The 26,561-nt window shown below is 61.5% G+C and carries 25 protein-coding genes; 13 read left to right on the plus strand and 12 right to left on the minus strand.

Annotation, left to right across the window (positions count from 1 at the left end; genetic code table 11):
• Nucleotides 1–17: 17 nt before the first annotated feature.
• Nucleotides 18–722 (minus strand): response regulator, encoded by a 705-nt coding sequence (locus AC2YB9_RS17590; protein ID WP_487266663.1) that lies wholly within the window; start codon nucleotides 720–722, stop codon nucleotides 18–20.
• Nucleotides 712–2,349: a sensor histidine kinase gene (locus AC2YB9_RS17595; protein WP_487266664.1), complete on the minus strand. Its 1,638-nt coding sequence runs from the start codon at nucleotides 2,347–2,349 to the stop codon at nucleotides 712–714. Before AC2YB9_RS17595 ends, AC2YB9_RS17590 begins: the two co-directional genes overlap by 11 nt.
• A gap of 160 nt (nucleotides 2,350–2,509) precedes the next feature.
• On the opposite strand from AC2YB9_RS17595, the gene AC2YB9_RS17600 reads away from it, so the two are divergent.
• The 3 genes from AC2YB9_RS17600 to AC2YB9_RS17610 are packed head-to-tail and all read left to right on the plus strand — an operon-like array spanning nucleotide 2,510 to nucleotide 5,540.
• Complete coding sequence (locus AC2YB9_RS17600) at nucleotides 2,510–3,493, plus strand: Bug family tripartite tricarboxylate transporter substrate binding protein (RefSeq protein ID WP_487266665.1); 984 nt, start codon at nucleotides 2,510–2,512, stop codon at nucleotides 3,491–3,493.
• Nucleotides 3,490–3,999 carry a tripartite tricarboxylate transporter TctB family protein gene (locus AC2YB9_RS17605; protein ID WP_487266666.1) on the plus strand — a complete coding sequence of 170 codons (510 nt, stop codon included), beginning with the start codon at nucleotides 3,490–3,492 and terminating at the stop codon, nucleotides 3,997–3,999. The genes AC2YB9_RS17600 and AC2YB9_RS17605 overlap by 4 nt, the downstream gene beginning before the upstream one ends.
• Before the next feature lie 14 nt (nucleotides 4,000–4,013).
• A complete protein-coding gene (locus AC2YB9_RS17610) occupies nucleotides 4,014–5,540 on the plus strand; it encodes a tripartite tricarboxylate transporter permease (protein WP_487266667.1) in 1,527 nt (508 codons plus the stop codon).
• 7 nt (nucleotides 5,541–5,547) lie between these two features.
• Here the strand turns inward: AC2YB9_RS17610 and AC2YB9_RS17615 are convergent, their stop codons facing one another.
• Both AC2YB9_RS17615 and AC2YB9_RS17620 read right to left on the minus strand, forming a co-directional pair.
• Entirely contained in the window at nucleotides 5,548–6,441 is an 894-nt protein-coding gene (locus AC2YB9_RS17615) for a homocysteine S-methyltransferase family protein (protein WP_487266668.1), read from the minus strand.
• 263 nt (nucleotides 6,442–6,704) lie between these two features.
• On the minus strand, nucleotides 6,705–7,787 hold the full coding sequence (locus AC2YB9_RS17620; RefSeq protein ID WP_487266669.1) for a fatty acid desaturase family protein: 1,083 nt from the start codon (nucleotides 7,785–7,787) through the stop codon (nucleotides 6,705–6,707).
• A 66-nt stretch (nucleotides 7,788–7,853) separates the two neighbouring features.
• Between AC2YB9_RS17620 and AC2YB9_RS17625 the strand changes: the two genes are divergently transcribed.
• The 5 genes from AC2YB9_RS17625 (at nucleotide 7,854) to AC2YB9_RS17645 (ending at nucleotide 12,115) form a co-directional block, all read left to right on the plus strand.
• Nucleotides 7,854–8,768, plus strand: a complete 915-nt coding sequence (locus AC2YB9_RS17625) for an SDR family oxidoreductase (protein WP_487266670.1) — start codon at nucleotides 7,854–7,856, stop codon at nucleotides 8,766–8,768.
• An 18-nt stretch (nucleotides 8,769–8,786) separates the two neighbouring features.
• Nucleotides 8,787–9,098, plus strand: a complete 312-nt coding sequence (locus AC2YB9_RS17630; protein ID WP_487266671.1) for a YbaY family lipoprotein — start codon at nucleotides 8,787–8,789, stop codon at nucleotides 9,096–9,098.
• Nucleotides 9,095–11,065 (plus strand): ABC transporter ATP-binding protein, encoded by a 1,971-nt coding sequence (locus tag AC2YB9_RS17635; RefSeq protein WP_487266672.1) that lies wholly within the window; start codon nucleotides 9,095–9,097, stop codon nucleotides 11,063–11,065. Before AC2YB9_RS17630 ends, AC2YB9_RS17635 begins: the two co-directional genes overlap by 4 nt.
• Before the next feature lie 71 nt (nucleotides 11,066–11,136).
• On the plus strand, nucleotides 11,137–11,769 hold the full coding sequence (locus AC2YB9_RS17640) for a hypothetical protein (RefSeq protein WP_487266673.1): 633 nt from the start codon (nucleotides 11,137–11,139) through the stop codon (nucleotides 11,767–11,769).
• Nucleotides 11,770–11,773: 4 nt separating this feature from the next.
• The gene (locus AC2YB9_RS17645) at nucleotides 11,774–12,115 is read left to right on the plus strand and encodes a DUF488 domain-containing protein (RefSeq protein WP_487266674.1); all 342 of its coding nucleotides are present in this window, start codon (nucleotides 11,774–11,776) and stop codon (nucleotides 12,113–12,115) included.
• Between the two features lie 237 nt (nucleotides 12,116–12,352).
• Here AC2YB9_RS17645 and AC2YB9_RS17650 read toward each other — a convergent pair whose 3' ends face one another.
• Both AC2YB9_RS17650 and AC2YB9_RS17655 read right to left on the minus strand, forming a co-directional pair.
• Nucleotides 12,353–13,807, minus strand: coding sequence for an NAD-dependent succinate-semialdehyde dehydrogenase (locus AC2YB9_RS17650; RefSeq protein WP_487266675.1), 1,455 nt, complete (start codon nucleotides 13,805–13,807; stop codon nucleotides 12,353–12,355).
• A 44-nt stretch (nucleotides 13,808–13,851) separates the two neighbouring features.
• Nucleotides 13,852–14,520 (minus strand): DedA family protein, encoded by a 669-nt coding sequence (locus AC2YB9_RS17655; RefSeq protein ID WP_487266676.1) that lies wholly within the window; start codon nucleotides 14,518–14,520, stop codon nucleotides 13,852–13,854.
• 4 nt (nucleotides 14,521–14,524) lie between these two features.
• Here AC2YB9_RS17655 and AC2YB9_RS17660 point away from each other — a divergent pair, with 4 nt between their 5' ends.
• The 3 genes from AC2YB9_RS17660 (at nucleotide 14,525) to AC2YB9_RS17670 (ending at nucleotide 17,651) form a co-directional block, all read left to right on the plus strand.
• A complete protein-coding gene (locus tag AC2YB9_RS17660; RefSeq protein ID WP_487266677.1) occupies nucleotides 14,525–15,982 on the plus strand; it encodes a hypothetical protein in 1,458 nt (485 codons plus the stop codon).
• Nucleotides 15,983–16,104: 122 nt separating this feature from the next.
• Entirely contained in the window at nucleotides 16,105–16,518 is a 414-nt protein-coding gene (locus tag AC2YB9_RS17665) for a Crp/Fnr family transcriptional regulator (protein ID WP_487266678.1), read from the plus strand.
• Complete coding sequence (locus AC2YB9_RS17670; RefSeq protein WP_487266679.1) at nucleotides 16,515–17,651, plus strand: adenylate/guanylate cyclase domain-containing protein; 1,137 nt, start codon at nucleotides 16,515–16,517, stop codon at nucleotides 17,649–17,651. Before AC2YB9_RS17665 ends, AC2YB9_RS17670 begins: the two co-directional genes overlap by 4 nt.
• A 24-nt stretch (nucleotides 17,652–17,675) precedes the next feature.
• On the opposite strand, the gene dnaB is transcribed toward AC2YB9_RS17670, so the two are convergent.
• The gene (gene dnaB / locus AC2YB9_RS17675) at nucleotides 17,676–19,076 is read right to left on the minus strand and encodes a replicative DNA helicase (protein WP_487268641.1); all 1,401 of its coding nucleotides are present in this window, start codon (nucleotides 19,074–19,076) and stop codon (nucleotides 17,676–17,678) included.
• Between the two features lie 346 nt (nucleotides 19,077–19,422).
• On the opposite strand from dnaB, the gene AC2YB9_RS17680 reads away from it, so the two are divergent.
• A complete protein-coding gene (locus tag AC2YB9_RS17680; protein WP_487266680.1) occupies nucleotides 19,423–20,730 on the plus strand; it encodes an MATE family efflux transporter in 1,308 nt (435 codons plus the stop codon).
• Nucleotides 20,731–20,739: 9 nt separating this feature from the next.
• Nucleotides 20,740–21,402 (plus strand): alpha/beta fold hydrolase, encoded by a 663-nt coding sequence (locus AC2YB9_RS17685; RefSeq protein WP_487266681.1) that lies wholly within the window; start codon nucleotides 20,740–20,742, stop codon nucleotides 21,400–21,402.
• Between the two features lie 48 nt (nucleotides 21,403–21,450).
• Here the strand turns inward: AC2YB9_RS17685 and AC2YB9_RS17690 are convergent, their stop codons facing one another.
• The 5 genes from AC2YB9_RS17690 to AC2YB9_RS17710 all read right to left on the minus strand — a co-directional run bounded on the left by AC2YB9_RS17690 (nucleotide 21,451) and on the right by AC2YB9_RS17710 (nucleotide 26,523).
• The gene (locus tag AC2YB9_RS17690; protein WP_487266682.1) at nucleotides 21,451–22,164 is read right to left on the minus strand and encodes a gamma-glutamyl-gamma-aminobutyrate hydrolase family protein; all 714 of its coding nucleotides are present in this window, start codon (nucleotides 22,162–22,164) and stop codon (nucleotides 21,451–21,453) included.
• Nucleotides 22,161–22,928 (minus strand): 3-oxoacyl-ACP reductase, encoded by a 768-nt coding sequence (locus tag AC2YB9_RS17695; protein ID WP_487266683.1) that lies wholly within the window; start codon nucleotides 22,926–22,928, stop codon nucleotides 22,161–22,163. The genes AC2YB9_RS17690 and AC2YB9_RS17695 overlap by 4 nt, the downstream gene beginning before the upstream one ends.
• A gap of 115 nt (nucleotides 22,929–23,043) precedes the next feature.
• A complete protein-coding gene (locus AC2YB9_RS17700) occupies nucleotides 23,044–24,405 on the minus strand; it encodes an aldehyde dehydrogenase family protein (protein WP_487266684.1) in 1,362 nt (453 codons plus the stop codon).
• A 5-nt stretch (nucleotides 24,406–24,410) separates the two neighbouring features.
• Nucleotides 24,411–25,838 carry a glutamine synthetase family protein gene (locus AC2YB9_RS17705; RefSeq protein ID WP_487266685.1) on the minus strand — a complete coding sequence of 476 codons (1,428 nt, stop codon included), beginning with the start codon at nucleotides 25,836–25,838 and terminating at the stop codon, nucleotides 24,411–24,413.
• A complete protein-coding gene (locus AC2YB9_RS17710; RefSeq protein WP_487266686.1) occupies nucleotides 25,804–26,523 on the minus strand; it encodes a FadR/GntR family transcriptional regulator in 720 nt (239 codons plus the stop codon). Before AC2YB9_RS17710 ends, AC2YB9_RS17705 begins: the two co-directional genes overlap by 35 nt.
• Nucleotides 26,524–26,561: the final 38 nt, after the last annotated feature.

Consider the following 26,561-nt stretch of genomic DNA (forward strand, 5'->3'; position numbering starts at 1 on the left):
CCGAACAAGGCCCACTCTCACCCATGCACCCAGCGATAACGGTTCTCTGGCCTTCCTACTTCGCCGTACTTTGGATCGAGTCGCACCCAACCGATTCGTACGAGGAAATCTAGATAGCGCCGAACGCTGACGCGCGACATGCCAATGGCCGCAGCCAACGATGTCGCTGAATAGTCAACCTCGGATTCCTTCAGCATCGCAACAACCGATGACATCGTGACATTCGACAGACCCTTGGGAAGGCTTCGCCGATCCAATTTGGCACCGGGCAGAGCGCCAAAGACCCGATCAATATCGACCTGCCCCAGGTCACGCGACGGAACCGAGTCCAGATGCAGTCGCACATCACGCACCTGTTTGAGCCGCTCGTACAGGTCGTTGTAACCGAACGGTTTTATTAGATAGTGCCGCGCGCCCAGACGAAGACTTGCCGAAACCGTCTCCGCATCGCGTGCGGCGGTCACGACGATGACATCGATCTGGGCGGCCGTGTCACGGCGAAGCTGCGCTAACGCTTCGAGCCCGGTCATATCGGGCAGGTAGACGTCCAACAAGATGACGTCGGGAAGCAGTCGGCGTGCTGCGCTCAACGCTGCTTCGGCGGTATGTGCCTCGCCGGCCACAACGAACCCACCCATACGCTCGACGAACCCCCGATGAATCCGGGCGACCATGAAGTCGTCGTCGACGATCAATACGCGGCAATCTCGATCATGACTCATATTCCACCGCCGCACTTCCACCCGTAGCCGAATCATGGTCGGACCCGGCATTCCCGATCTGCAAGACCGCGATCAACCGCGTGTTTCCATCGCTGCTGATCGTCACGTCGCCACCGTGGCGCTGACAAGCCATGCGGGTCAGCGCCAGCCCCCAACCGTGCTCTCGCCCCGAGCGGCTGGTCTTGCTCGTCCAGCCTGGCTCGAATACCCGGGGAATTGCCTCGGACTCAATGCCGGCACCGGTGTCAGCCACCTCCACCCTCACCCTGCGGCCGTCATCACGAATATCAATGACCACCGACCCGTCAGATGAGCCAAGTGCATCAAAGGCGTTGTCGACAAGATTGCCGATAACAGTGACCAGATCGGCCGAAAGGCGGGCCGAATGCGATTCCAAGCCAGCGTTCTCGGTGAGCACGAGGTCGATGGTCAGTTCATCTGCTCGGACCGCCTTGGCGACGAGCAGCGCCGCGACGGCAGGGTCATGGATCTGCTGCGCAATTCGATCCACCCGTTTGTCGAGCGCATGCGACAGCGCGCCGACGAAGTCGAGCAATTCGGCGCGCTCGCCCAACTCAACCATCCCAGCAATGACGTGCAGACGATTCTGGAACTCATGAACCTGTGCCCGAAGCGTGTCGGTGTGGTCTTGGGAGTCCGCGAGCTGGCGCTGAACATCAAGCAACTCCGTACGATCGCGCATCGAGATGACCGCGCCGGTACGGTGCCCGCGTACCTGCACCGGCATGCTGTTCAGTACGAGGATCCGATGCGAAGCCGCCGCCACAACGTCGGACAGACTGTCCTCGCTGCCGAGGATGCGCGACAGTTCCGGTGACGGGCTGACGTCGGCGACCCACATCCCCACCGGCGAACCGGTCAAACCCAGCAATCGGATCGCTTCGTCGTTCGCGAAGGAGATCCGGCCGCGCAGGTCAACCCCCACAACTCCTTCCCGGACACCATGGAGCATCGCCTCGCGTTGCTCTACCAATGCGCTGATCTCACGTGGCTCCAGGCCAAGGGTCTGTCGCTTGACCCGGCGCGCAAGGATCAGTGATCCGGCAACACCCAGCACACCGGCGAGGAGCAGATACAGGAGCACACTGGGTGCTGCTGTGCCCAACACTTGCCACCATGATGGATAGTTCCGGCCGACCAAAACATATCCGATCCGCTCACCCAGATGCTGCGGATCCGCCGAGAGCACCGGAACGTGAGCCTCAACGGTTCGACGGCCATACCGTTCGACCGTTCCGGTCCAGATCTGTCCCGACAATGTCGTGCCGACACCGACCGGAAGCCCCAAACCATCCGGTAGCGGGACAGTGGCGCTGCTGAGCTCGCCGCTGGCATCCATGACAATCACATAGGTGGCATCGGCATACGAGCGGCGGATTTCAGCCTCGACCTTGGCGGCTTCGGGCTGATCGTGGTGTTGCAGGTGCTGCTTGACCACCTCGTTGCCCGACAATGTCTCCGCGCTGGACAACATGCGCCGTTCAGTCTCGCGGCGCAGGGACGAATCGGTCTGCGCCGTAGACACCCCGGCGACTGCAAACACAACGAGGACGACGATGCCCATCTGCCAGAGCAGCAACTGTCCCGAAAGGCTGAGTCGACGCACGCGATGAGTATGGCCCATCCAGCCAACGCCAGCACAGCTTCGCGCCGACCACAAAGACCGAAAGGACCAATAAGGTCGAAATGACGACAACGGAGCGTGACCCCGGCCACGATGACACCGAAGCCGTTCAGTGCGGCCAGTACCGATGTCAAGGAGTGTCATGAACACATGGAAATCGATCGCCGCGGTCGGCCTCGCATCAGTTGCGATGGTGGCAGCCAGCGCGTGTGGCACGAGTTCAGGTGACGGCGGGAACGCATCAAAGGTGCGCATCATGGTGCCCAACTCACCCGGTGGCGGATATGACACAACTGCCCGGGTGGCAGCAAAGGTCATGGAGGATGAAGGCGTCGCCTCGAGCGCTCAGGTCTACAACCTCGAAGGTGCCGGCGGCACAGTCGGCCTCGCGCGCATGGTGCAGTCCAAAGGCGACGGCAACGAACTTATGCTCATGGGTCTCGGCGTTGTCGGGGCCGTGTTCACCAATCATTCGAAGGCAACCCTGGCCGACGCGACACCAATTGCCCGGCTGATCAGTGAACCCGACGTTCTCGTGGTTCCGAGCAAGTCGCCGTACAAGACGCTCGACGATCTCGTCGCGGCGTGGAAGGCCGATCCCGGCGAGTTCCCCGTCGGCGGTGGTTCGGCGCCCGGCGGACCCGATCATCTCGCCCCACACCTCGTTGCCGCCGAAGTCGGGATTCAACCAAAATCGGTGAATTACGTCTCGTATGATGGCGGTGGCCCACTACTGGCCGGCCTGCTGAACGGTGAGATCAAAGTCGGAGCCGCCGGAGTCAGTGAGTATGCCGACCAGATTGAAGCAGGTCAGTTGCGCGTGCTTGCAATAACGAGCGCCGAGCGGGTCCCCGGTTTCGACGCACCGACGCTCAAGGAGCAGGGCGTCGATCTTGAGTTCACCAACTGGCGCGGACTGATGGCCCCTCCGGGTATCAGCGCGAAGGACAAGAAGAATCTGATCGCCCTCGTGGACAAGATGCACGCGACCAAGGCATGGGAAGAAGCCGAGAAGAAGAACGGCTGGACCGATGCCTTCATCACCGGTGATGAGTTCGGCGATTTCATCACCGCCGAGAACGCTAGGGTCGAGAAGGTCCTGACCGATCTTGGCCTAGTCAAGTGACCCAGCCGGAAGTCGACACCCCTGACACCGCGTCAGGGACCGGCCGCTCCGAGTTCGGAGTGGCCGGCCTCCTGGCCGTGCTCGGCTGCCTTGTCCTGTTCGAAGCGACCCACATCAGCGAGACCCTTGCTGGCTCGAATCCGATCGGCCCGCGATTCGTTCCGTTCCTCGTTGGTGGGCTGCTCTTGGTGACCTCCGTACTGCTGGCCCTCGATATTGCCCGCGGCGGCCGCGGCGAAGCCGAGATCAGCGAGGATGTCGATCTGAGCCAAGGTTCGGACTGGCCGACGTTGCTTGGACTGATCGCGGTGATCGCCGCCGCTGGCCAACTCATCCCGATCCTTGGTTTCCCCGCAGCAGGCATGATCCTCTTCTTCTGCACCGCACGACTGCTGGGAAGCCGTCGACTGTGGCTCGATCTCATCGTCAGCGTCGCACTTCCGTTGATCGCATTCCTTCTCTTTACCCAACTCCTTGGCGTGTATCTCCCCGCCGGCCCCCACTAATCCCGAGGTATCCCATGGATTCACTCAATAGTTTGCTCGACGGACTCGCAATAGCCGCTCAGCCCGAAAATCTGATGTACGCACTGATCGGGGTCATCCTCGGCACCTTTATCGGTGTATTACCTGGCATCGGCCCAGCCATGACGTTGGCGTTGTTACTACCGGTGACGTTCACGCTGGATCCGGCATCTGCGCTCATCATGTTCGCCGGTATCTACTACGGCGGCATGTACGGCGGCTCCACAACGTCGATCCTGCTGAACACTCCGGGTGAGAGTTCATCGGTGATGACCGCAATCGAAGGCAACAAGATGGCCAAGGCCGGACGGGCCGCGCCGGCTCTGGCCACCGCGGCTATCGGATCCTTCGTTGCTGGCACGATCGCGACAATGCTGCTGGTGTTCACCGCACCGCTCGTGGTCAAGTTCGCGATCGGCTTCGGCCAGCAAGACTACTTCGCGATCATGGTCTTCGCGTTCATCGCGGTGAGCACCGTTCTGGGCAGTTCCGTCATCCGTGGATTCGCTTCGCTCGCACTGGGTTTGACGCTAGGGCTGGTCGGCATCGACTCAATCACCGGGCAACAACGCTTGACCTTCGGCGTTCCAGAGCTGTCGACCGGGATCGACGTGGTCGTGGTCGCAGTCGGACTGTTCGCCGTCGGTGAAGCACTGTGGATCGCGGCGCATCTTCGGCACGGAGTTCCTGAAGTGATCCCGGTGGGTCAGGCTTGGATGAACCGCGAGGATTGGCGCCGTTCGTGGAAGCCATGGCTCCGAGGAACAGCGCTAGGATTTCCATTCGGTGCGCTGCCCGCCGGCGGGGCCGAGATTCCAACATTTCTCTCGTACGCAACCGAAAAGAAGTTGTCCCGTCACCCCGAGGAATTCGGCCATGGTGCCATCGAAGGTGTGGCCGGTCCCGAAGCAGCCAACAACGCCTCAGTGGCCGGAACACTCGTGCCTTTGTTGACTCTCGGTCTGCCGACCACAGCGACGGCAGCGATTATGTTGGCCGCATTCCAACGCTACGATCTCCAGCCCGGCCCACTATTGTTCGAAAAGAGTCCCGATCTCGTATGGGGGCTGTTGGCAAGTCTCTTCATCGGCAACACTCTGCTCCTAGTGCTCAACCTGCCGCTCGCGCCCATCTGGGCAAAGCTTCTGCAACTGCCGCGTCCGTATTTGTATTCTGGGATCTTGTTCTTTGCCGTCCTCGGCAGTTACAGCGTTAACACCAGCACCGTCGACATCATGGTTCTGCTCGGCGTGGGAATACTCGGGTTCATCATGCGCCGGTTCGGCCTACCGGTGGTGCCGACCATCATAGGAGTAATTCTCGGGCCTTTGGCCGAAACGAAGTTGCGGCAATCCCTACAGATCAGCAACGGCGACTGGTCGATCCTGTGGTCGTCGGGATTCTCTGTCGGCGTGTATTCGGCCATCTTGCTCGTGCTCATTGGGGTATTCGTCCACGCTATACACAGCGCCCGACAACGATCCCGACAGAGCAACGAGTCGCCTCCACTGACCCGTGTCTGAGCGTCCCTCAGACCGACAGCGCTGACTCCAACGCCGCATGCATCGCGGCAGTATGAGCTGGCGTCGATCCACAACAGGAACCGATGATGTCGATGCCGAGATCCCTGAGGACCAGAGCGTGTTCGGCCATGACATCGGGCCCGGCGTCGTACTCAAAGTGATCACCGACAACCTGCGGCAGACCGGCATTCGACTCCGCGACCAAAAGCAATCCGTCGGGACGCGCCGCTGCCATCTGGGTCGCGATGGTCTCCATTTCGGCCGGACCGCGGCCACAGTTGGCACCGACCGCATCAGCTCCCGCGTCAGCGAGGGCGATGACCGCATCGGCCGGGCGTACGCCCATCATCGTGCGCAAGTTGGTATCGAAACTCATCAACGCAATGATCGGCAGATCAGGGACGATCGAGCGAGCAGCGTCGATCGCGGCGACCATCTCGGCCAGATCGCTGATCGTCTCGATCAGAACCAAATCAATGCCCCCATCACGTAGGCCACGCAACTGAGCTTCGAAAAACGCCTTCGCTGCATCGTGATCAACCACGCCAAGCGGTGCCATCAACTCGCCGGTCGGACCGAGGCCGCCGGCAGCGAGTATGCCGTGTTCCTGGGCTACCGAGTGCGCGATTTCGGCGGCTGCCTGGTTGAGTTCGTGGAGTCGGTCGGCGAGACCGTGCATCTCGAGCCGCGGGCGTGTGCCACCGAAGGTATTCGTCGTCAGGATGGTGGCGCCGGCAAGGGCATAACGTTCATGGCAGGAGCGAATGACCTCGGGCCGTTCGACATTCCAGAGTTCGCCGGCTGCGCCGCCCTCAAGACCCTCGTCCTGCAGGAGCGTGCCCATACCGCCGTCGAGCATGACCGTCGTACGGCCGTCGAGCAGCGCAGCAAGTCGATTCATTGGTTCTCCTAGAGGTGGTGCAAAAGCCGGCACCGAAGTCTACGGCCGGTTTCCCGTTGACGAACGGCAATCGACTCAATTCTCACGGAATTGCACGACCCCCGGGGCGTAGGCTTGCCGTATCGAAAGGGGATCAGTCATGATCACCAAGAGCACAGCCAGTTACGCCGAGTTACAGGTCAGTTCCGAAGAACGCTGGGACAACGAGGGTGGTCATTTGTCAGCGCCGATCACCGACTCAACTGCGGCCTAGCTCGACCAGCTCAACCTCTCAATTCTGCGGACAACGGGCAGCTGAATGGATCGCGGGCGCGCAACCCCACATTGTTGAGGTAGCCGACCACAATCGCGTACGAAGCGAATAGCCCGACCTCGCTGTAGGCGACGTCGCGCTCGGCACAGTAGGCGCGCACGATGGGCTGCGCCTTCTTCAAATTGCAGCGGGCCATACTCGGGAACAGATGATGCTCGATTTGATAGTTGAGCCCGCCCATCATGAAGTCAGTAAGCAATCCGCCGCGAACATTGCGCGACATCAGCACCTGGCGTCGCAAGAAGTCGATCTTCATCGTCGCCGGGACGATCGGCATACCTTTGTGATTGGGCGCGAACGTGGCACCGAGGCACAGCCCGAAGACCGCCATCTGGAGGAAGAAGAACGCGATGGCCTTGCCCAATGGCAAGAACATCAGCAACACAACGACATAACCGACCAGTCGGGTGAGCACGAGGAAGGCCTCGGTGCGCTGGAACGCGATCGTGCGTCGACCCAGAACCACACGCACGCTCGCGGCATGCAAATTGAGCCCCTCGAGCGTCAGCAGCGGGAAGAAGAACCAGCCCTGGTGGTGCGCGAACCAGCCGGCAAAGCCGGTCCGGCTGTCGGCGATGGTCTTGGTGAAGGCAAGTGCGCCAGCGCCGATGTCGGGATCAGCGCCCTCCTGGTTCGGCGCAGCGTGATGCCGATTGTGCTTGGTCCGCCACCAGCCGAAACTCAGGCCAGCGAACGCCCCCGAAAGCACCCTCGAGGTCCAGTCGTTCCAGCGTGCGGTTGCGAACACCTGGCGATGCGCGCAGTCGTGTCCCAAGAAGCCGAACTGGGTTGTGACGATGCCGAGCAGCGCGGCAATGATGAGCTGGAACCATGAGTTTCCGAGCGCGAAGAAGCCCACCCATACGGCAACGAAAGCGGCGATAAGCATCGCGATCTGCGTCCAGTAATAGCCATAGCGCCGGCGGAGAAGACCGCGATCGCGCACATCTGCGAGCAGGTCGGTGAAGAGGCTCGTGTAACTCTCACTTGGCCTGGATACCGGTTTATCGGGATCCTTCGTGGCAGTGCTCATGCGTGATTGCCCCCTCCGGGCCGCCGGGCGCATCCGAATTGAGCACCCCGGCCTAACTTCTCCATCATGACACCCCTGATCCACTTGGGCACACCGTGCAATCTGGTTGGGAATCCAATTGCTATGCGTATGGTTGTCGCTGACATGACTCTGATCGGCATCACCGGCGCGACCGGCGCGGTTGGCGGCCGCGTTGCCCGCCACATCAGCGAAGCTGGCCTGACTTCACGGCTGCTCGTACGCGAAGCCCGGCGCGCACCCAAGTTGCGGCGCACCAAGGTTCGGGTCTGCTCGTACGCTGATGACGCCGCGGCCCGCGCAGCGCTTGAGGGCGTGACCGTGCTGTTCATGGTGTCGGCGCACGAGTCAGCAGACCGGCTCGACCAGCACAAGGCGTTCATCGCCGCGGCCGCTGCGGCCGGTGTCGAACACATCGTCTATCTGTCCTTCATCGGTGCCAGCGCTCGCTCAAAATTCAGCCTCGCTCGTGATCACGGTGCCACCGAGGACTACATCCGCAGCTCGGGAATGGTGTGGACATTCCTGCGGGACAACTTCTATGCAGAGGTCTTTGAGCAGTTCGCCGACGCCAAGGGTGTCATCCGTGGACCCGCGGGACGCGGTCGAGTCGCCCCGGTCTCGCAGATCGACGTCGCGGACGTCGCCGCCCAGGTGCTCCGCGATGCGCAAACGCACGCCCACAGCACCTACGATCTGACCGGCCCCGAAGCGCTGACCTTGACCGAGATCGCCGCCGATCTCACCCGCGTGACGGGCCGCAGCCATACGTTCGTCAACGAGACGATAGCCGAGGCCCACGCCAGTCGCGCCCATTACGGCGCGGATGCGTGGCAACTCGAGGCTTGGATCAGCACCTACACCGCGATCCGTGACGGCGAACTGAATGCGGTCAGCACCGATATCGGCCGCCTTATCGGTCGGCCACCACTGGGGTTTGCGCAGGCAATCGCCGTGGGCTGAGGCAGATACCATCTCCATATGTCGAAATTCCTGCACGAGATCACCGGCTCGGTCACCTTCCGCGAGAAGATCGAGCTTCCGCGCGGCTCGATCGCCTCAGTAAAAGTCGTCAACCGCAAGGCCGAAGTCCTCGCTGCGACCGCCTTCGAGGTCTTCCAAGTCCCCCACGAGTTCACCTTGACCGTCGACCGCGCCGACGCCCCCGACCCGACCAAGCTGTCGGTCTGGGCGGTGTTGCGCTCCGATGCGGGGGTCTGGGGCACTCCCGATTTCGTCTCGGCCGCTGAGCTGCCCGTGACGATCCACCTGCGCAAGATCGACATCGAATGACCCCAGCTGCCGCGGCGCTTGACGCCGACGAAGCCCAGGTGATTCCACGGGTCGCGCGGTTGTTGCGGCCCTATCGAGTCCAGATCGCCTTGGTTGGAGTCGCGGTTGTCATCGCGGCAGCACTCAACTCGATCACCCCATTCCTTACCAAAGCTGTCTTCGACAACGCGCTGTTCCCAGCGTCCAAGCAACCCGATCTCCACCTGCTGACTTTACTTGTCGTCGGTATGATCGCGATCCCTGTCGTCGCCGCGCTGATCGGTATCGGCCAGAACTTCCTGACCAGCAGGGTCGGCAACTCGGCGATGGCCGATCTGCGCAGCGATCTGTTCGCACATTTACAGAAGATGGAACTCGCGTTTTTTACCGCCACCAAGACCGGTGCAATCCAGTCCCGCTTGGCCAATGACGTGAGCGGCGTGCGCACGGTGCTGACCGACACCGCCACCACGATCCTGCAGAACACGGTGACCGTGATTGCCGCGTTTATCGCGATGGTCCTGCTGTCGTGGCAGTTGACGATCCTGACCCTGATCGTGATGCCACTGTTTGTGTGGATCCAATTGCAGGTCGGCAAGCGGCGGCAACGCTTGGCCCGGCGGATGCAGGAGTCGCTCTCGGACATGACCGCAATCACCGAGGAAGCGCTCTCCGTGTCGGGGATCTTGCTGTCGAAGGTTTTTAACCGTGCCGAGTCTGAGTCCCAGCGCTATCGACGCGCCAATAACAACCAGACCCGGCTTCAGGTCGAGCAGGCAATGACCGGTCGCGCCTTCTTCGCGATCGTCCAAACTTTTTTCGCAATCACACCGGCACTGATCTATCTCGTTGCGGGCCACATGCTCGGGGCCGGGACCACGCTGACCGCTGGCACGCTGGTCGCGTTCACGACGCTGCAGGCACGCCTGCAAATGCCACTCATGCAGTTGATGCGCGTGACTCTTGACGTGCAAACCTCGCTCGCGCTGTTTCGCCGAATCTTTGAATACATTGACCTCGAACCGGCTATCACCGAGCGTCCCGGTGCCTACGACCTGACCGGCGACGAGTTGAAGGGCCGGATCGAGTTCCGCAACGTCTCATTCCGCTATCCGGAGTCGCGCAGTTTGAACGGTCCAGATACCGAAGACCGTTTCGGCGCAACCGGAGTCCGGATCGAGCGCGACGACACCGATCCCGTCGACGGGCCTGCGTGGACACTGCACGATTTGTCGCTGCGCGTCGAGCCCGGCCAGTTGGCCGCGATCGTCGGGCCGTCCGGCGCCGGAAAGACCACGATGACCTATCTGGTGCCCCGCTTCTATGACGTGACCGAAGGTGCACTCCTGATCGACGATCACGACGTCCGCGATCTCACGATGGGATCACTGGCCGATGCGGTTGGCATGGTGACCCAGGAGCCGTACCTTTTCCACGGCACGATTCGCGACAACATTGCCTACGCAAAACCGGATGCAAGCGCCGCAGAGATTGAGCAAGCCGCCCGTGATGCCAACATCCACGATCGAATAATGAGTTTCGCCGAGGGTTATGAAACGGTGACCGGTGAGCGTGGCTATCGCCTGTCCGGCGGCGAGAAACAGCGCCTCGCGATCGCCCGCGTACTGCTCATGAACCCGCGCATCCTGATCCTCGACGAAGCCACGTCAGCGCTTGACACCGAGACCGAGCGACTCGTGCAGGAAGCACTTGAACGCGCGACCCAGAACCGTACGACGATCGCGATCGCGCACCGACTCTCGACGATCCGCTCGGCCGATATCATCTTCGGGCTCGAGGACGGCGTTCTAGTCGAGGAAGGCACGCACGACGAACTGCTCGCGCTAGGTGGCCTCTATTCGCGACTGTACGTGGAACAGTTCGGCTCCGGCCAGATTGAGGCACACTTCCAGGACGGCGTGAAGTTTGCCGACGGCACGTGCGACCGCAAATCTCGTGACGAACGAAGGGCTGACATCCCATTCTGATGGTCACCACCTGATTGTCGCCGCCTGATTGTCGCCGCGCGGACGCCGCACATCGACGGTAGCGTCGAACTATGGTTTCTTCCTCGCCACGATCTCGGCGACGAATGGCTGCGTTGGCCATTTTGTTCGCACTGCCGGGCGTGCTTCTCGCGATCGCCGGCGCCACACACCCGCGGCACCTGACGTATGCCACGTCCGGGCACTGGACTTCGATGCATATCGTCGCGATCTTCATCTTTCCGTTGGTCGGTGTCGCGCTGATGGCACTGGTTCGCGGCCGCCGCGATCCCGCCGCCCTCCTGGTCTTCGTTGCCGCTTACGTCTACGCCACCAGCTACACGGCCCTCGATGTCATCAATGGCGCCGGTGCGGGGCACATCACCCACCGGCTCGGTCCGGGCGTCCCGCGTCCGCCAGAAGTCCGCTATCTCTTCGAGCTCGGCGCGCCGCTTGAGTTCATTGGAGCCGGCGGCCTGTTCGTCGCCGGCGTCACGGTCGCGGTCGACGCGGTTGTTCGATACGGTCATGCGGCCACGATCCCGGCGCTCCTGTTGACCATGGCAACGATCTCGTTCTTCACGAGCCACATTTTTTGGTTTCGCGGTGCGGCGACCATATTGGTTATCGGCATCGCCACCGGCTGGTTGGCAGCTCTCCGCGAGCGTGCGAGGGACGCTGAGCCTGCAGAGCCGGGAGTATCGTGAAGTTATGGAGTTCCGGATGAAGCGTGTGTATGACGAACCCGCCGCCGATGACGGGGTACGCGTGCTGGCCGATCGACTGTGGCCACGCGGATTGTCCAAGGAGAAGGCCAAGCTCGATCAATGGCCCAAAGAGGTGACTCCATCAACTGATCTGCGTAAGTGGTACCACCAGAACCCCGACAGTTTTGCGGAGTTCTCCAAGCGCTACCGGATCGAACTCGACGCACATACGTCCGCCGTCGAAGAACTTCGCTCAGCCGGCGACACTGTCACCCTGTTGACCGCGACCAAAGATGTCGAACACAGCCAGCTCCCCGTTCTGCTGGACTATCTCCAGAACAACTAACCCTCGACGGTTTCCCACGATAACCCTCGATCCATACGCTTATAACAGGTTGTAACCTGTCATAAGCGTTAGGTTTCTGTTATAACTTCGGCGCGCTGCCTTCGAAACATGACACTCCGGGGCGATTCGTATGTCGGTCGGTATCGCCCATACTTCTAACACTTATCTGGCACTCCTAACAGGTTGTGACGTGTTAAGAGTGCCAACTTTCGGGGTTATCGTGGGAAACTACAATGGTTAGAGGGCTAGGCCTACGTACTTCGTTTCGAGGTATTCGTGGATGCCTTCGGCGCCGCCTTCTCGACCGAAGCCGCTGGCCTTGACCCCGCCGAAGGGTGCCGCCGGATTCGACACAACGCCCTGATTGATGCCGACCATCCCGGTCTGCAGCCGCTCCGAAACCGTGATCGCACGAGCGAAGTTCTGCGTGAACGCGTAAGCGACCAACCCGAACTCAGTGTCATTGGCCATCGCAATGCCCTCGTCGTCCTCATCGAAGGTGTAGATCGGCGCGACCGGCCCGAAGATCTCCTCGCGAAACATTCGTGCCGCTTGCGGCACATCGGCCAGCACTGTCGGTTGATAGAAGTAGCCATCGCTCTCGACCGTGGACCCACCGGTGACAACGGTTGCTCCCTGCGCGACCGCATCATCAACAAGTTCGGCGACTTTGTCACGCTGCTTGGCTTCAACGAGCGGACCGACATCAACCCCGTCAGCCGACCCACGGCCGATCGACAGCGCGGCCATACGCTCGGCCAGCTTTGCGGTAAATTTCGCCGCCACGGAGCTGTGCACGATAAAACGGTTCGCGGCGGTGCAGGCCTCACCGATGTTGCGCATCTTGGCGAGCATCGCGCCCTCGACGGCCTTGTCGAGATCCGCATCGGCAAACACCAGGAAGGGCGCATTGCCGCCCAGCTCCATCGACACTCGCAGGACACCCTGCGCGCTCTGCTCGATTAAGCTGCGACCGACCTCGGTGGAGCCAGTAAAAGTGAGTTTGCGCAGCCGCGGATCAGTGATGATCGGCTCCATAACCGAACCCGATGAGGACGTCGTGATGATGTTGAGTACGCCCGCTGGCAACCCGGCTTCGGTGAGAATGTCGCCAAGCGCCAGCATCGACAATGGCGTGAGTGAAGCTGGTTTGACCACCATCGTGCAGCCGGCTGCAATCGCGGGGCCGATCTTGCGGGTGCCCATCGCGAGCGGAAAGTTCCACGGCGTGATCATGAGACACGGGCCGACCGGCTGCTGCATGGTCAACAGTCGCGTCGCACCGTTCGGCGCAGTGGAATAGCGACCGGAAATGCGCACTGCCTCTTCTGCGAACCAGCGGAAGAACTCCGCACCATAGCCGATCTCAGCCTTCGACTCGGCGATCGTCTTGCCCATCTCAAGGGTCATCAATAGCGCTAGTTCGTCGGTACGCTCGGTAATCAACTCGAACGCCCTGCGGAGGATTTCGCCCCGGTCGCGCGGCGCGGTGGCCGCCCACGATTCCTGTGCGGCAACGGCAGCGTCGAGCGCGGCTTTGCCGTCAGCAACACTCGCATCGGCAACACTGGCCAACACGCGCCCAGTCGACGGATCTTCGACATCGAGCGTCTTGCCGCCCTCGGCAGCGCGCCAAGATCCGGCGATGAACAGTTCTTTGCTGACGTTTGCGATGACGGTTTCTTCGCTCATACCCCGATGCTAACTCGCGGTGCTTGAGCGTGCATTCGGCTCCCTCAGACTTCGCCACGGCGGGTGCGCAACAGCTCGCGCACTCGTATGAACACGAAGCTGCCGATCACAACCAGGACCGCGCCGATCACAACCTTCTGGAAGACCGATGAATACGGCTCGACGGCGCCCCAGTTCTCGCCCAACCGGTAGCCGGCGATGACAAACACTGAGTTCCAGATCAGGCTGCCGACAGTAGTGAGGACAAAGAAATGGGCGAAGTGCATCTTCTCCACTCCGGCTGGCAGTGATATGAGGCTCCGGAAGATCGGCACCATGCGGCCGAAGAAGACCGCCTTGCCACCGTGCCGAGCGAACCAAGCCTCGGTGCGTTCGAGATCGCTGACCTTGAGGAGCGGAACTTTGTCGAACACGAGAACTGCACGTTCGCGGCCGAAGACTCGGCCGAACCAATACAGCAGGAGCGCGCCGGCGACAGATCCCACGGTCGTCGCGATCAGTGCCCCAGTGAGGCTGAATGTGCCCTGGCTCGCCGCAAACCCGGCCAACGGCAGAATAATTTCGCTGGGAATGGGCGGGAAAATATTATCCAAGCCAACCGCGAGCGCCGCGCCAAACAAGCCGAGCCGGTCCATCAGTGCGACTGTCCAACCGGCCAGTCCGCTGGTCGGGACGTTCGCCGTTTCCTGGGCGATCAAGGCAAGTAGGGTCACAGGCGTGAGCATATCCAGTCGCCGAAAACCACGCGTACTGATTCCCGTGCTGCTCACAGTGATCTTCGTCCTGCTGTCGCTCCTCGCCGGACGGACCGCAAGCCCCGAACAACACGTTCAAACGCGTATGCCGACTAGAGCTCTGACAATCGTTCCGGGCACAACCCCGGACGAATTGACGCTCGGCACCGCGCGCGAGTTTTATCGTCGTGCGCCAGTCGTGGTTGTCGCCAGCCCCGATCCTCCCGCGAGTCGCCTCGCCGCTAGGACGGCAGCCCGACTCCGGCTGCCACTTTTACCGGCCGGCTCAGAATTGCCCGGAGAGCTCAAACAACTGCATACCGATCGCGCAATTGTCTTCGGCGACGTCACCGTAAGCGCTCTCAGCGGAGTCAAACGCGTGTCCGCCACCGATCTCACAGCCGCCCCCACCGCACCGGCAATCGACACGATTGTCGTCACTCGCTCGACCCGCAAAGATTCGGCCGCGCTGGTCAACGCGCGCAACGTCGGCGCGACTATTCTCGAGCTACCCGGTGGCGATCCCCGGCGCGACGCCCGCGCGGCCAAACTGCTCAAGGCCCGACCCGACAGTCCCGTCATCGCACTCGGCAGCAGTTTCAAGGCCGCGTTCAGCTACACCCTCGATGTCGTGCGCCACGCTCCGGCGCAGCCCGGCGGCGGCTACTTCGTCTTCCCGGGCCGAACTATGGTCGCACTGTATGGCCATCCGAGCAGCGGCGCGCTCGGCGTCCTAGGCGAGAAGCGACTCAGCACGAGCATCGCCCGGGCTAAACGCACCGCGCGGGCATACCAGCGCCTGAGTAAGAAGCCGGTTGTGCCCGCCTTCGAGATCATCGCGACTGTTGCCAGCGCCGGGAAAGGCAAAGACAAGAACTATTCGAGCGAAACGCCGCTCTCGGTGCTCAAACCGTGGGTGAAAGCGGCCACCAAGGCTGGCATGTATGTCGTACTCGATCTGCAGCCCGGTCGCAGCGACTTCCTGAGTCAGGCCAGACGATATGAGTCATTGCTCGTGTTGCCACACGTGGGTCTCGCACTCGATCCCGAATGGCGACTCACTCGACACCAAGTGCCGTTGCAACAGCTCGGCTCGGTCGACATCGGCGAGATCAATCGAACCGCCGATTGGCTGGCAGCGCTCACCCGCAAGCATTCACTCCCGCAGAAGCTGCTGATTCTGCACCAGTTCCAACGACGGATGATCCACGGCCGCAAGCACCTGTCGATGCATCATCCCGAGCTGTCGATCTTGATTCACGTCGACGGTCAGGGATCACAACCGGAAAAGCGTGCGACCTGGAAAGCCATCCGCAATGATGCCCCGCACGGCGCCTTCTGGGGCTGGAAGAACTTCTACGACGAGGACAAACCGACCCTATCGATCGCGAAGACCTGGCGGAATGTCAAACCACGGCCGGAGTTCATCAGCTACCAATGATCGGCATGTCAGCGGCGTCACATACCCCAACTGCTAGACACGCCCTGATCGCGATGACAAGATTCGACCCAAGAGGGAACAATGGAGAATCATCTCGGGACTCCAAGACAAGGACAATATTCATGCGTCATGCAGCCGATCCAGCAGTCGTGAGCCGTATCAAGGAGCTCGTCGCCCTTAACGACAGCGAGGCCAACGACGTCGCGGCCGCAGGGCGCGTCGTCAACGTGCCCGCAGCCTGGTCGCTGATCTGGGAGAAAACCCCCGCCGACAATGCCTATTTCATCCTCGAAGGCACCGTATCGATCCGACGCGACGGCGCCGAAATCGCGACCCTGACCGCCGGTGACTTCATCGGCGAGATGGCGATTGTCAGGCACGGCCTTCGTTCGGCTTCGGTGCTGACCTCCAGTCCGGTCAAGGCGATCAACTTTGCCACCGAGAACATCTCAGCGTTGGTGGAGAAGATTCCGCGTATCGGTGAAGTTCTCCGCGCCACCGCCGCTCAGCGCTTCGAGGCCAACCGCAGCAAATGAGCGAATCGGGCGAGGCAGACTTCGACCCGTCCGCGTTAATTTCGGCGATGTCGGTCTTCCTGCTCGGTGAGCAGCCCAACTTGACCCGGCAAGATGTGGCCGAGCGCTCGGGAATTCCTATCGACGTCGCCCGAGAGCGGTGGCGGACGCTCGGTTTCCCAGCAGTCGACGACGATGACGTGGCGTTCACAGCCGCCGACGTTGAGGCGCTCCGATTAACCCAAACCCTGATCGACATCGGTGTTCTGACCGCTGAGACCGAGCAGGCCTTCATCCGATCGACCGGGCACACCTTTGCGCGTCTGGCCGAATGGCATGCCCAAGCGATTCTCGGCCCCCTGCTCGCCAACGACGACGATCGGGTCCCGTTGGACATGATCGACGAGATCGTCCCGATAGCCGAGCGAGTGCAGTCCTATGTATGGCGCCGGCACCTGCTCAGCGCTGCCAACCGACTGCTGCTTCGCGAGACCAATTCTTCCGAGGGGTTCAAAATGTGCGCCGGTTTTGCCGACATCGTCGGTTACACCTCGCGCAGCCGCCAGCTGAGTACCAGCGAGCTCGCCACCATGGTTGAGCGATTCGAAGAGGTAACCACCCGGCTCATCACCGATCATGGCGGTCAGGTCATCAAGACGATTGGCGACGAAGTCCTGTTCGTTGTCGATTCACCCTATGAATGTGCACTGCTTGCGCTGGAACTCCTTGAGCAACATCTTGCCGACGATGATTTCCCCGAGGTGCGGGTCGGTATGGCCTACGGACACGTGCTCAGCCGGCTCGGGGATGTGTTCGGTCCAGTCGTCAACGTGGCTTCACGGTTGACGTCGGTCGCGCGGCCCGGTCGCGCCGTCATGGACAACGCGATGGCCGAGGTCTTGCGGGACGAAGAGAGCCTTCGAGTCCGAGCGATGCGTCGCACCTCAGTAAAAGGCTACGAACATCTCGAACCATGGTCGCTCAAACGGCCGCGCGACACCGACCGCAGCCGGACCGATCTGCGTGAAGCGATCGAAGATGTCATTGAGGACGTCACTGACGGTGTGAGCCTGATTCCACCGCGCCGCGAGCGACCAGCCGGGTCTAAGAAGACCCGATCTCGCACCACTAAGCATTCGGACGAAGACCAATAATCTTTGGCTGACGCCCGCGGCCGCCTAGTAAAAGTCGCCGGCGGCGCTGCCTCCTGCTGCCTCGACCTCCGGCGACATTGGGGTGAACCGCGAGTAGTGGCCCTGGAAGCTGACCGCAACCTTGTTGGTTGGTCCTGAGCGGTTTTTGGCGATAATGATGTCCGCCTCACCGGGTCGCTCGGAGTCACCGGCCGGGCTGTGCGCATCGGGCCGGTTGAGCAGCATGACGATGTCAGCATCCTGCTCGATCGAGCCAGACTCACGCAGGTCCGACAACATCGGCGTCTTATCGGTGCGCTGCTCCGAGCCACGGTTGAGCTGGCTGATCGCGACGATCGGAACTTCGAGCTCCTTGGCCAGCAGTTTGATCTGACGAGAGAACTCCGAGACCTCGACCTGACGGTTCTCGACCCGTTTGCCTGAGGTCATCAACTGGAGGTAGTCGATCACGATGAAGTCGAGCCCATTGGACTTCTTGATCCGCCGCGCCTTTGAGCGAATTTCCGGCATCGTCATGTTGGGGCTGTCATCGATGATGATCGGCGCCGCCTGAACCTTGGGCATGACCTTGGTGATCGCATCCCAGTCACGTTTGGACATGCCGCCGCCACGCATATTGCCGATGCCGACTTTGGCCTCGGCGGACAGCAATCGCATCGCGATCTCGGCGCCGGTCATTTCGAGCGAGAAAATCGCACTGCACAGGTTGTTGCGGATCGACGCGGCCCGGCAGAAGTCGAGTCCGAGTGTCGACTTGCCGACACCGGGTCGAGCCGCGACGACGATCATCTGGCCGGGCCGGAACCCGGTCGTGTATTTGTCCAACTCCGGGAAGCCGGACGGAACGCCATACATCTGGCCGTCGCGGTTCTGGATTGCGTCGATCTCGTCGATCGTGAGCGGCATCAACTCGCTGACCGAGCGGTAGTCGAGTTTGTTATTGGAGCCGTCGACATCGAGCACTTCGGCCTGGGCGCGGTCGACGAGTTCGGACACTTCGCCCTGCTCCGCATAGCCAAGTTGAGCGATCTTGCCGCCGACTTCGACCAAGCGCCGAAGGATCGCTTTTTCGCGGACGATCTCAGCGTAGAAGTCGACGTTGGCGGCGATGGGGACGCCCGCGACGAGAGTGTGGAGATAGGGTGCGCCGCCAATGCGGGCGAGCTCGCCGCGACGCTGCAACTCGGCAGCAACCGTGATCGCATCAGCGGGCTCACCACGCTGACTCAACGAGCCGATCGTCTCGAAGATCAATTCGTGCGCAGGCCGGTAGAAATCGCGGCCGGTCAGAACATCGGTGGCGGGGTCGATCGCCTGTCGGCTGAGCAACATCGCACCGAGCACGCTCTGCTCGGCCGGAAGGTCCTGTGGCGGAACTCGCCCAGGACCGTGGCCGTCATCAGGCTCGGTCTGCGCTTCGTACAGGTCCGTGACGCTCAACAAAAATCCTTAATTCGAATCTGGAACCAACCATAGATGCAGGGTCTGACAGACCGATGCCCTCACACTAGGCTTCGGGAGGGATCACCTGAAAGCGCAGCGCGCACAGGGGGTGTGTACAACTCGGTGATAGTTGTGGAAAAACGCCGAAATACATGTGCACAGTCTGTGTACAGCCCTGTGGACAACAAAATGAGACATCCTCAACAAAGGGCTCTGAACTGCATAGATGCAATATGCAAGGTGTGGAGACAAAATAGTTCGTGACAATCTTGATGTGGGTCAGCCTGTTCATAGACTTGTCGACATAATTGGTCGGAATGGGGTCTGAATGGCGCTGTGGACACGCGATGACCGCGATATTTTTGCCCTTGCGATTCCCGCCTTTGCCGCGCTCGTCTCCGAGCCGCTGATGCTGCTGGCCGACACCGCGATCATTGGCCATCTGGGCACGACCCAACTCGCCGGGCTCGCGGTCGCGTCAACGATTCTCGCGACGATCGTCGGCCTGTGCATCTTCTTGGCCTACGGCAGCACTGCCGCCGTTGCCCGCCATCACGGTGCCGGCGACGACTCCGGAGCGCTCAGTCTCGGTCTCAGCGGCGTATGGCTCGCGGCGGGTCTCGGCGTCGCGCTCGCAACCCTCACCGCAATCACCGCAAAACCGATCACCGCAGCGCTGTCCAGCTCCAGTCCAGTGGCTAGCGAAGCCCGGACCTATCTGCTCATCTCATGCCTCGCGATACCGGCGATGTTGGTGGTGCTCGCGGCGACCGGCGCGCTACGCGGCGTCCTCGACATGCGCACACCGTTGATCGTCATGATTGCGGCCAACATCCTCAACGTGATTCTCAACCTGACACTGGTCTACGGATTCGATCTTGGCATCGGCGGAGCCGCGATCGGCACGGCAGTCGCTCAATGGTCAGCCGCCGTATGGCTGACCGTCAGCGTCCTTCGCCGCGCCCGCCGCGTCGATGCACCGGTCCGACCTAAACCGGCCGAAATCATTTGGTCGGCACGCCAGGGGTTCCCGCTCATCATCCGTACCGCGACCTTGCGCGCCGCTCTTTTGATCGCCACGGCGGTCGCGGCAACCCAGGGCGACGCACCCCTGGCCGCCCATCAGGTCGCGCTCACGATCGTCACATTGTTCGCCTTTGCCCTCGACGCGATAGCCATCGCCGGGCAGGCTCTGACCGGACAATCGCTGGGTGCCGGCGATGCGTCCCGAACGCGGCACCTCACGAACCGCATGATGGCGTGGGGATTAGCCAGTGGTTTCCTCGCGGCTGCGATCTTGTTGATCGTCCATTCTTTCGTGCCGCAACTGTTCAGCCCAGACCCGGATGTGCGCTCGGCGCTGCTACCCGTACTCGTTGTCGTGGCCATCATCCAGCCGCTGTCCGGACTCGTATTCGTACTCGATGGCGTACTGATCGGTGCCGGCGACGGCACCTACCTGGCCAAGGCTGGGCTCGTGGTTCTCATCGTTTATGCACCACTGGCCTATTTCGTATGGCGATATGACGCTGGCCTGACCTGGTTGTGGATGGCCTATGGCGCATTCATCGCGGCGCGGCTCGTCACGTTGTATGCGCGTCAGCGGGGCGACCACTGGTTGGTGTTGGGTGCCTAGGCTGGCAGCATGATCGAGACACTCGAATATGCGCCCGGCCGCCTGCTCGACGTGCACGGTGAGCCGCCGGCACCGACGGTGCTGTTGTGGCACGGCCGTGGACCCGATGAACGCGAGGTCCTACGGCCGTTTGCCGAACGAATCGCCAAAGGCGGCGTCCGCGTCGTCGTACCCGACTGGGATGCCAGCGCTCCCAACGGTGGCCGCAACGACCTGCTGCAGTCGGTCAAGTTCGTCCGCGAACTCGCCCAACCGTTCATCATCGCGGGCTGGTCCCTTGGGGGTGCAGCCGCGGCAAGCCTTGCCCTCAACGCACGCCGTCTCGGCCTCGGCGAGGTCCCCGTCGTATGCCTTGCCGGTGGCTTCTCCAAGGAGGACCCATTGTCGGGTGAACGCTTCGACGAATCGACGCTCCCCGAGCGCAATCAGGGCTCAATAGCACTGGTTCGAGCTATCCACGATGCTGTCGTTCCGCCCACCGATACGCCCGACTTTTACGAACGCCTGGTGGCTGCTGGCTGGCGGACCGAGATCACCGACCTTGACACCGATCACTTCGGGATCGTCGGACTTGCCCACGATCGGACGACGGACACGTGTGCTCCGATCGAGGATGATTCAGCTGCCCGTGCGGCCGCGGCAATCGTTGTCGAAGCCGCCCAACATATCTAGTCCACCGATGCTTACGTCATAGCAACTGAGGCCCATAGCCCTCGTTCGTTATGACGTAAGGGCGGCAGCCGCAATCAGCGCCCTAAACAATCCCGCATCCGGCTGAGTTTCAGGATGCCACTGGACGCCGAGCCAGAACGGCCGATCGGGATTCTCGATCCCTTCCAGACCGCCATCAGTCGAGTGCGCCGAGGCGATGAGCCCTGGATGAGTGGCGACCGATTGGTGGTGATGACAACGGACCGAGGGGGCGGTCGTCAAAATCTTGGCCAACTGGGTGCCGTCGACGAGCGTCACCGCGACCTCACCGAAGACATCACCGCCAGGCGAATGCTCCTCGTTGCCCAACGAGTCAGGCATATGCTGGTCGAGCCGACCACCGGCCTGTACGGCCATAACCTGCATACCGCGACAGATGCCGAGCACGGGAAGATCGGACTGCTCAGCCGCGGCGAGCAGCGCCAACTCCCAGCCGTCGCGATCGTCCCGCCATCCCGACGTATGCGGATTCGGCGCTTCGCCATAACGGGCCGGATCGACGTCTGCCCCGCCGGCGATGATGAGTCCATCAAGTCTGGCCACGACCGATTCGGCTGCGGCCGAATCTGACGGCGGCAACAGCACTGCAACGCCACCGGCCGCCTCAATCGAGCGTGCGTAGGCCGCGTGCAGAACATCGGCCGGCTCATCCCACACACCCCACCGCGTCTGCTCGCGGTAGGTCGTGACGCCGATCAGCGGCCGGGTGGGTTGGCTGGTCACTGCGGGGTCACATAGGCCCCGGAGATGCCGCCATCGACAAGGAACGTCGACGCGGTCATAAAACTAGACTCATCGGAGGCCAGGAAGAGCACCGCATTGGCCATCTCCTCCGGCTCGGCGAAACGTCCGACCGGTACGTGGACGAGTCGACGGGCGGCACGCTCGGGGTCACTCGCGAACAACTCGCGCAGCAGCGGCGTGTTGACCGGCCCCGGGCAGAGCGCGTTGACGCGTACGCCTTCGCGTGCAAACTGCACGCCGAGCTCACGTGACATCGACAGGACTCCACCCTTGGAAGCTGAGTAGGAGATCTGTGACGTCGCCGCACCCATGACCGCGACGAATGATGCCGTGTTGATGATTGAGCCCTTTTTCTGCTCCAGCATGTACGGCAGCGCGGCCTTGCAGCACAGGTAAACGCTGGTCAAATTGACCTCTTGGACCTTGCGCCACGCCTCGAGTTCGGTGGTCAGGATCGAATCATCCTCCGGCGGCGAAATGCCGGCATTGTTGAACGCGATGTCGACCGAACCGTAGGTATCTTTGGCGGCCTTGAACAGCGCATCGACCTGTTCTTTGTTGGTCACATCGGCATGCACATACATACCGCCGACCTCGTCGGCAATGCCCGGACCGCGCGCGTCATCAAGATCGCCGATGACGACTTTGGCGCCTTCCTCGGCGAACCTGCGAACGGTCGCCAGGCCAATTCCGGAGCAGCCACCGGTGATAACTGCGGTCTTGCCCGCAAGGCGTCCTGTCATGATTCTTCCTGTCTGTGTGGGAGCTGATTTCGATCCGCTGACTCTTGGTTTCGATACGCCGTTCGTTCCTCGCGGCTACTCAACAGCGAGTGTCCGGGCTAATCATTTGAAATGTCTATTCATTTGAAATGAAGATGTTTTTAACGTCGGTGAAAGAATGTGGCGCGTCGGGACCGAGCTCACGGCCGATGCCGGACTGTTTGAAGCCGCCGAACGGGGTCCAGTAGCGGACCGACGCGTGCGAATTAACGCTCAGATTGCCCGCTTCGACCGCGCGCGAAACGCGTAATGCCCGCCCGATGTCACGGGTGAAGATCGATCCGGACAACCCGAACTCCGTGTCATTGGCCAGCCGGATGGCATCGGCCTCGTCCTTGAACGGCATGACCGCGACGACTGGCCCGAAGACCTCTTCGCGCCAGATCCGCTGATCGGGTGAATCGGCGAGTACGACGGTCGGTGGAAACCAAAAACCGCTGCCGCTCGGTGCACTGCCGCTAAACGCGACTTCGACCTCGTCGACAAAGCCTTTGACCGTCGCATGCTGGGCGGCCGAGATGAGCGGTCCCATCTCGCTGGTCTTATCGATCGGATCGGCAACCTTGATGCTGCGTACCGCGGGCTCAAGCAGCGAGACGAACTCTTCGTAGGCGGACTGTTCGACCAAAATTCGTGACCGAGCACAGCAATCCTGGCCGGCATTGTCGAATGCCGAACTAGGTGCCGAGGCCGCAGCCTTGGCCAGGTCGGAATCGGCGAACACAATATTGGCATTCTTGCCGCCGAGCTCGAGGGTCACGCGTTTGAGCTGATCAGAGCAGCCGGCCATGATCTTCTTGCCGACTTCGGTCGAGCCGGTGAAGCACACCTTGCGGACCAGTGGGTGGGTCACGAAGCGGTCACCGACCACTGAGCCTTTGCCGGGGATGACGGTGAAAACGCCTTCCGGAAGGCCGGCTTCGCGACCGAGTTCGGCAAGTCGCATCGCGGTCATCGGAGTGAGTTCGGCCGGTTTGAGGACTACCGTGTTGCCGGCGGCCAGTGCGGGGCCGAAGCCCCAGCCCGCGATCGGCATCGGGAAGTTCCACGGCACGATGATGCCGACAACCCCGAGTGGTTCGTGAAATGTGACGTTGATGCCGCCGGGCACCGGGATCTGATGTCCGGTCATCCGCTCCGGAGCAGCCGAATAATAGTTGAGGACATCGCGTACGTTGGCCGCCTCCCAGGTCGCGTTGCCCCAGGTGTGGCCGGCGTTGCGGACCTCGAGTTCCGCCAACTCATCAATGTGGTCATCGACGACAGCAGCGAAGCGGCGCAGGACCCGCGCGCGCTCGCCCGGAGCAAGGTCGCGCCAAGCCGGGAATGCTTCGGCGGCCCTTTCGATCGCGACATCGGTCTGCTCGACCGACGCCAATGCGATCTCGGTTACCTCAGCCTCGGTGGCGGGATTGATGACGACGTACGTGTTGCTCACAGTGCTCACATTCTCTCGAAGGTACGGCGGAGTTCCCAGTCCGTGACGGCGGCGTCGAAGGCTTTGACCTCGACGTCAGCCATGTGCGCGTAGTGGTCGACAACCGTGTCGCCGAGCACCTGACGGGCGACCTGCGAGCTGCTGAAAGCCTCGCGCGCCTCACGCAATGTGAACGGTACATGCGGCTTATCCGAGGTGTAAGCATTGCCCGACAACTCAGCTTCGAGGGGAAGCTCATTCTCGATGCCATACAGCCCACCAGCCAGCATTGCGGCTAGCGCCAAATAGGGATTGACGTCGCCGCCGGGCAACCGGTTCTCCATGCGCGCGCTGCCGCCGGAGCCGACCAGACGCACCGCGCAGGTGCGATTGTCCAAGCCCCAAGCCACCGCAGTGGGCGCAAACGAGCCGTCCGCGAAGCGCTTGTATGAGTTGATGTTAGGCGCATACAGGACGGTGAAGTCGTGCATCGTTGCCAGCACTCCGGCGATGAAGTGATCGTAGATCGGAGTCCGACCGCCCGCGCCCTGATTAAGCGACTTGTCCCAGAACACCGTTTCGCCGTTCTGGCCGCGCAACGACAGGTGGATGTGACAGGAACTGCCCTCAAGCTCATTGTATTTGGCCATAAAGGTGATCGACTTGCCGTGCTGCGCAGCGATCTCCTTGGCGGCAGTCTTGTAGACGCTGTGGTTATCGGCCGACACGAGCGCCTCGTCGAAGAGGAAGCCGATCTCGTGTTGGCCGTAATTGCATTCGCCCTTGGCGCCTTCGACATTCATACCGCCGGCATACATGTGATTACGAATGTCACGCAGTAGCGGCTCTACCCGGGTGCTGCCAAGGATCGAGTAGTCAACGTTGTACTGATTGGAAGGCGTCATATCGCGATATCCCGACTTCCAGGCCTCCTCATACGTTGTGTCGAACACGATGAACTCGAGCTCGGTGCCGGCTAGGACGTCGAAACCGAGCTCAGCGGCGCGCGCCAGCTGTGCCTTCAGGATGCTGCGCGGCGACTGTACGACCGGAGTGTGATCGAGCCACACGAGGTCGCATTGAATCATCGCGGTTGCCGGGAGGTGCGTGAGCAACCGAATGGTGTTGAGATCGAGCGCGAACTCCATGTCGCCGTAGCCCTTTTCCCACGACGTCATCTCATAGCCGTCGATCGTGTTCATGTCGACGTCGACGCTCAGCAGATAGTTGCAGCCCTCGGTGCCATGCTCGAGTGCGAAGTCAACAAAGAACTGGGCATGTAGGCGTTTGCCTTGGAGGCGGCCCTGCATGTCAGTGAATGCCAACACGACCGTGTCGATCGTTCCGTCGGCGATCAGCTCTTTGAGCCGATCGAGTTGCAGCAGGCGGGGATTACTCTTAATCATCGTGATCCTTTTCTCATAAAAGCCCTCGTAGGAGAGCTGCCGTGTCATCGCAGTGGCTCTCCATAACCCGTCTCGCCTTCGGAGCATCGCCGGCGAGGATGGCTTTGGCGATATCGGTATGTTGCTGGCGGGAGTGATCGATGTTGCGGTCGAGCACCGGTATGGCGTTCAACATGTCGTGCAGGCTTTTTTGAACATTGGTGACCGCTTCGATCAGTAATTGCGATTCCGAGAGCGACGCAATCGCGAGGTGGAACAGCGAATCGGCCTGCCGGTGTCGACCCGGGTCCGAAGCGTTGCCGACCTCCTCGAGGGCATGGGCAAGCATGTCCTGTTGATCGGGCGTCAACGTTTTTCTGGCGGCAGCATGAGCCGCTCCGGGCTCAACGATCCGGCGGAAGTTGAGTGCGTCGATGAGTTCTTCGGGTGGACGATTCAATGACCCCGTGGTGCCGGGGGCTTCGGGACGAAAATCCACGATAGTTCCGCCACCACGGCCACGACGGGTCAGCACTAGCCCGGCAGCGCGGAGTGCAGCGATGGCTTCACGCAGAGTTGCTCGCGAGACGCCCAGTCGTTCAGCGAGTTCGCGCTCCGGTGGCAGCATCCGGCCATCCTCGAAAACACCAAGTCTGATAGCCGTTGCCAGCTGTTCGACGCAGGACTCGAAGGCATGGTTTCCACGGATGGGACGCAACACTGCATCGCCCAAACCGCTTATGTTGTCCGTCATCACGACACCTTCGATCAAGTTCCTGAAGTGATGCTATG

The organism is Aeromicrobium changchenzhani, assembly GCF_057586615.1.

Bases quoted from the DNA above. Each gene is read 5' to 3' on its own strand.
- AC2YB9_RS17610 (WP_487266667.1), top strand. From the start codon at position 4,014: ATGGATTCACTCAATAGTTTGCTCGACGGACTCGCAATAGCCGCTCAG.
- AC2YB9_RS17625 (WP_487266670.1), top strand. From the start codon at position 7,854: ATGACACCCCTGATCCACTTGGGCACACCGTGCAATCTGGTTGGGAAT.
- AC2YB9_RS17635 (WP_487266672.1), top strand. From the start codon at position 9,095: ATGACCCCAGCTGCCGCGGCGCTTGACGCCGACGAAGCCCAGGTGATT.
- AC2YB9_RS17685 (WP_487266681.1), top strand. From the start codon at position 20,740: ATGATCGAGACACTCGAATATGCGCCCGGCCGCCTGCTCGACGTGCAC.
- AC2YB9_RS17640 (WP_487266673.1), top strand. From the start codon at position 11,137: ATGGTTTCTTCCTCGCCACGATCTCGGCGACGAATGGCTGCGTTGGCC.
- AC2YB9_RS17620 (WP_487266669.1), bottom strand. From the start codon at position 7,787: ATGAGCACTGCCACGAAGGATCCCGATAAACCGGTATCCAGGCCAAGT.
- AC2YB9_RS17650 (WP_487266675.1), bottom strand. From the start codon at position 13,807: ATGAGCGAAGAAACCGTCATCGCAAACGTCAGCAAAGAACTGTTCATC.
- AC2YB9_RS17645 (WP_487266674.1), top strand. From the start codon at position 11,774: ATGGAGTTCCGGATGAAGCGTGTGTATGACGAACCCGCCGCCGATGAC.
- AC2YB9_RS17665 (WP_487266678.1), top strand. From the start codon at position 16,105: ATGCGTCATGCAGCCGATCCAGCAGTCGTGAGCCGTATCAAGGAGCTC.
- AC2YB9_RS17590 (WP_487266663.1), bottom strand. From the start codon at position 722: ATGAGTCATGATCGAGATTGCCGCGTATTGATCGTCGACGACGACTTC.
- AC2YB9_RS17695 (WP_487266683.1), bottom strand. From the start codon at position 22,928: ATGACAGGACGCCTTGCGGGCAAGACCGCAGTTATCACCGGTGGCTGC.
- AC2YB9_RS17615 (WP_487266668.1), bottom strand. From the start codon at position 6,441: ATGAATCGACTTGCTGCGCTGCTCGACGGCCGTACGACGGTCATGCTC.
- AC2YB9_RS17710 (WP_487266686.1), bottom strand. From the start codon at position 26,523: ATGACGGACAACATAAGCGGTTTGGGCGATGCAGTGTTGCGTCCCATC.
- AC2YB9_RS17600 (WP_487266665.1), top strand. From the start codon at position 2,510: ATGAACACATGGAAATCGATCGCCGCGGTCGGCCTCGCATCAGTTGCG.
- AC2YB9_RS17630 (WP_487266671.1), top strand. From the start codon at position 8,787: ATGTCGAAATTCCTGCACGAGATCACCGGCTCGGTCACCTTCCGCGAG.
- AC2YB9_RS17680 (WP_487266680.1), top strand. From the start codon at position 19,423: ATGGCGCTGTGGACACGCGATGACCGCGATATTTTTGCCCTTGCGATT.
- AC2YB9_RS17705 (WP_487266685.1), bottom strand. From the start codon at position 25,838: ATGACACGGCAGCTCTCCTACGAGGGCTTTTATGAGAAAAGGATCACG.
- AC2YB9_RS17670 (WP_487266679.1), top strand. From the start codon at position 16,515: ATGAGCGAATCGGGCGAGGCAGACTTCGACCCGTCCGCGTTAATTTCG.